Annotated in this window: 4 protein-coding genes and 1 pseudogene; 1 reads left to right on the forward strand and 4 read right to left on the reverse strand. The window is 36.2% G+C overall.

All coding sequences use genetic code 11. The features are described from left to right. Positions 1–146: 146 nt before the first annotated feature. From CK510_RS26450 to CK510_RS26465, 4 genes and pseudogenes are all read right to left on the reverse strand, one after another. A complete protein-coding gene (locus tag CK510_RS26450; protein WP_095724501.1) occupies positions 147–590 on the reverse strand; it encodes a type II toxin-antitoxin system VapC family toxin in 444 nt (147 codons plus the stop codon). Further along, positions 578–817, reverse strand: coding sequence for a hypothetical protein (locus CK510_RS26455; protein ID WP_095724502.1), 240 nt, complete (start codon positions 815–817; stop codon positions 578–580). The genes CK510_RS26450 and CK510_RS26455 overlap by 13 nt, the downstream gene beginning before the upstream one ends. Before the next feature lie 13 nt (positions 818–830). Then, complete coding sequence (locus CK510_RS26460) at positions 831–1,394, reverse strand: Uma2 family endonuclease (RefSeq protein WP_095724503.1); 564 nt, start codon at positions 1,392–1,394, stop codon at positions 831–833. A 41-nt stretch (positions 1,395–1,435) separates the two neighbouring features. Beyond that, a pseudogene (locus CK510_RS26465) lies at positions 1,436–1,989 on the reverse strand (Uma2 family endonuclease). 581 nt (positions 1,990–2,570) lie between these two features. Here CK510_RS26465 and CK510_RS26470 point away from each other — a divergent pair. Further along, positions 2,571–4,685, forward strand: a complete 2,115-nt coding sequence (locus tag CK510_RS26470) for a UvrD-helicase domain-containing protein (RefSeq protein ID WP_095724504.1) — start codon at positions 2,571–2,573, stop codon at positions 4,683–4,685. Positions 4,686–4,724 lie beyond the last annotated feature (39 nt).

The following is a 4,724-nucleotide window of genomic DNA, read 5'->3' on the forward strand; positions in this document are numbered from 1 at the left end:
ATGAGACCTCTACTCAAACTGGTGCAAGCCTGATTGAGCAAGTCATGTCTTAGATTCAAGAATCTCAGTGGCTTCAGAGAAAGAGAGTGTCAACTGGCTACAGTATTCTACAAGGGAAGGGGTTGGGGGTTAGGTTTGTATTAAGTTCAAGATGCTAAAACTTCGCTGAGGATAACAACAGGTAAACCAGGAACATTACGAAAGCCTTTATCGTTTGTAATAAATTGATTACAGCTAACAGATAAAGCTGTCGTAGCATGAATAGCATCGGGTGTTTTGAGGTTACTTGTAGCCCGAAGATTAGCAGCTTGTCGGAGTATTGATTGACTAATGGGAATTAATCGTATTTCAGATGATAATAATAGTTCTTCATAGTCTGCTACTAAAGAATTATTACCATTACGTAATGGAACAACTAAAACCTCCAATAATATTAGTTCGCTGCTGATGAGTAGAATTTCTCCTGCATAAAACTTAGACCATAGTGCTTGCAGCAGAGAGTAATAGTCTGGATTACCTTCGATGGTATAAATTATTATCGAAGTATCTATATAAATAGAGCCACTTCTTGGAAGTATTAGCTGTCCCATGATAAGCGTTCTTCTTGTAGTTGTCTGTCTATATCCTCAGCAGTTCGAGAAGGATGTTTCCTACGGCTTTCTTCTATAATGTCCAGCACTGAACGCTTTTTGGTTTCTACTTTTTCTGGCAAAATCACAAATACATCAACACAATCGCCTATTTCAGCTTCAGGAATTTCAATTTCTATTTTGTTTCCTGGTAAAACTTTGGTTGTGATACGTAAAGCTGGTTGCATAATTTTTTACACACTAAATATTGATGACATCTTCGTAAATATCTGCCATTGTCAGTGTTAACCCGACTGACTTTAATTCTAAGTTATCATCCTTACTCAAGATTTCTAATGACCAATTTCCTTGAGCATCTTTGCGATAAACTTCTACTTTGATTTCGTCTTGGGAAACTAATACATACTCTTGTAAACTTTCAATGCTTTGATAATTAAGACGTTTTTCTCGCTTATCTATAGTTTTAGTAGAATTAGATAGCACTTCCACAATTAAATTTGGACTGGTTTTAAAGTATCTTTCTCCATCATTTGGGTCACAGGTGACTAAAAGGTCAGGATAATAGAATATATCAGCCTTTTGCACCTTTAGTTTAACTTTCATATCTGAAACGAAAACACGACAAGAAGTTCCCCGTATGTGTGGACGTATTAAGGTGAAAATGTTGCCTGCAATTAGATTGTGTTCTTCGCTAGCACCAGCCATAGCAAAGATTTCACCGTCTACATATTCATGGCGAATTTCGCTGTATTCTTCGGCTTTGAGGTATTCTTCGACGGTAAGCAAATTCACTGGCGAATGCATGGTTTTTCTCCTATAAGCTATCAATGAAATAGAAATTAATCTTATACTTTGATTACATCCTCATAAATTTCCGCCATAGTTAAAGTTAAGCCAACAGAATCTAAGTGTAATTTATTATCTTTACCCAAGGTTTGTATTAACCAATTTCCTTGAGCATCTTTACGATAAACTTCTACTTTGATTTCGTCTTGAGAAACTAGTACATAGATTTTGGTAATTAACAAGTTTTTCTCATCTGTCTGTTGTTTCTGTACTTGGTGATAGTACCTCTATAATTAAACAAGGATAATTTAAACAAAAACGGTCTTGGTCGTTGGGGTCGCAGCTGACGATGACATCGGGATAGTAAAATATACTTTTATTTTGATTGGCTAGCTGTATTCTCACTTTCATGTCAGCCATGAAGACGCTACAGGAACCACCCCGCAAATGCGATCGCACTCGACTGGCAATATTTAGGGTGATCAGATTATGTTCTTTTGCTACCTCCAGACGTGGCGAATACTTGACCACCAAGGTATTCGTGACGAATTTCGCTGGTTTGTTCTAGTTGTAGGTATTCTTCAACTGTGAAGAAGTTTATAGAAGATTGCATAGTTTTTACCTCAACATCTCTTAATACTGTAGGTGATATTGTTCTTTTCTATATTGTCCTACAGTCTATTGGGGTGGCGACTCGCTGTTTCTTGGATACCCGGCTTTTGTCAGTTTGCTCATCCAAGTTTGAACCGAGCCTGAAACAGTATTGGCAAATGACATTGTGTAATTAATTCTGCCTGGTTACTTAATATTTATCACAGCAAAAAACAATACTAGCAAAACTAAATAGTAAATAAGTACTATTTATAATTGGTCACTAGTTTATAAAAATGATTGGTTGGAAAAATGTCGGCAATGTATCTGTCAAGAGGAAGTCAGAGAATAGCGTTTGCTGTCGGTGTTAGTTTTATTCTGTCTGCGGGAAAACTAAATAATAAACCACATCTATTTTGAGAACCATAGTTTTTGAAAGTAGTGGGAGCATCTTGCTCCCTGCTGATTATAACTGCCAAGATGCCCCATTTGTGTTCCCGCATGGTAGTCTACTCAAACTTCTCTCCGCACTACTCCAGGTTTCAAAATGGATAAGGTTTAGTAAACATTCAATGAAAAATCCTTATCCAATCTTCTATCGTTATGATAAATAATGTTTTACTTTTTGATGCATATGCTGATAACGATCTAGAACTATGGCAACAAGCTATTGGTCTTGCAGTACAACATAAAAATGGTAGTTGGGGAGAAATTTTTGATGTTGGTTATGCGTCTATTCATGTTAGTTTTTTCGACTTGAAAGGATTTCAGTTTTTAAAATGCTTAAAATTTCACTTTACACATGACTTTCAGGATATGGATCTTCCTATTACTCTTGAGTCGTGCCTGGAAAATTTAGAATTTAAAGCTTCTTTAGAGATGAAAGCCAAAGAATTACAAAACCGAAGAGAAGAAGAGAAGCTTCGGCTTGAAGCAGAACGTAGGGAAAAAGAAAGACAATTAAAAGAACAACATCAACAGCGCATAGAACAAAATAGACTTCGGCTTGAAATGGAGCGCAGAGAAAAAGAACGACAACTAGAGGAACAACACCAACAACACGCTCGTTACGAAGCAGAAAAACAAGCTTTATTCAATAACTTAAAACAATATTTTGAGCATGACTTTCTCAAGGCTGATAAATTCTATCAATCCAATTGCACTCAACATATATCTATTGAAGAATACCAGTTAGAAAAAATAAACTACGTTCAATCTTGGGTAGAAAATCACTTAAACTCCAAACCCGACTATGAACAAGCAGCAGCAATTGGAACTGTTGAAAATCATGTACAAGTAATCGCAAGAGCAGGTAGCGGTAAAACTTCCACTTTGGTTAACCGAGCTTTATTTTTGCAGAAACATTGCAGTGTTGCACCTGATGAAATGTTACTTTTAGCCTTTAATCGCAAAGCTGCTCAGGAGATAGGAGAACGTCTGAAAAAACAATTAGAAGGTTCTATCCCTCATGTAATGACTTTTCATGCTTTAGCTTATGCTTTAGTCCATCCCGAAGAAAGCATTCTTTTCGATGAGCCAGAAGGTCAACAAAACAAAAGCCGTGCTTTACAAACTGTTATTGATAACCACTTACACGACCCTAATTTTTATCAACAAATACGTACTTTGATGATGGCTCACTTTCGCAACGACTGGGAGCATATAGTTTTGGGTGGCTATGATAAAAGTCCACAAGAAATGTTACGTTATCGTCGCTCATTACCAAAAGAGGGAATTGATGGAAAATACTATAAATCTTTTGGTGAGAAGGCTATAGCTAATTTTTTATTTGAACATAATATTAAATATAAATACGAACACAATTTTTGGTGGAATGGCATTAATTACCGTCCAGATTTTACAATTTTCAAAGCAGAGAAGCAAGGGATAATTATTGAATATTTTGGACTTCCAGGAGACTCAGATTATGATGCGATGTCCAATGAAAAGCGAGACTATTGGCAGAATAATCCTAACTGGGATTTACTTGAATTCAACCCTCAAGATTTAAAAGTAGACGGATTAGAAGGTTTTTATGCATTATTAAAGCAATCTCTTGAAAAATATGGAATTATTTGCGATCGCTTGAGTGAAGAAGAAATTTGGCAGCGAATAAAAGACCGCGCTATAGACCGTTTTACAAAATTAGTAGTAGGATTTACACAACGCTGTCGCAAACTTTCTCTAACTCCAGAGGCTTTATCAAAAATGATTAATAGTCACAAATTTGCTAGTGATAGTGAGCAGCACTTTGTAGAACTAGCAGAGAAATTTCATAACTCTTATGTGGAATATTTAGAAGCAACAGGGGAAGATGATTTTGATGGATTAATACAAAAGGCTGCGGAAAATGTGACATCAGGAAAAACAGCATTTCGTCGTAAATCTGGTAGTGGAGATTTAAAGCATCTTCGATATATTTTTATTGATGAATATCAAGATTTTTCACACCTTTTTCATCGTTTAATAAAAGCAGTTAGGGCACAAAATCCTCAAGCACTCTTTTTCTGTGTTGGTGATAATTGGCAAGCAATTAACGGCTTTGCTGGCTCTAACCTCCGTTTTTATCAAGAATTCAATCGATTTTTTCAGCCTTCCGACAAACTGAATATATCTACTAATTATCGTTCAGCTAGTAAGATTGTCGATATTGGTAATACATTAATGCAGGGATTAGGTAGGGAGCATCCCACTTTTTATTTAGCGAGCAAAGATTAATCCATTAAGGTAAGCACAACGGTGAGCAATGACTTGAGG

It is taken from the genome of Brunnivagina elsteri CCALA 953 (assembly GCF_002289455.1).
Lineage (GTDB): Bacteria > Cyanobacteriota > Cyanobacteriia > Cyanobacteriales > Nostocaceae > Brunnivagina > Brunnivagina elsteri.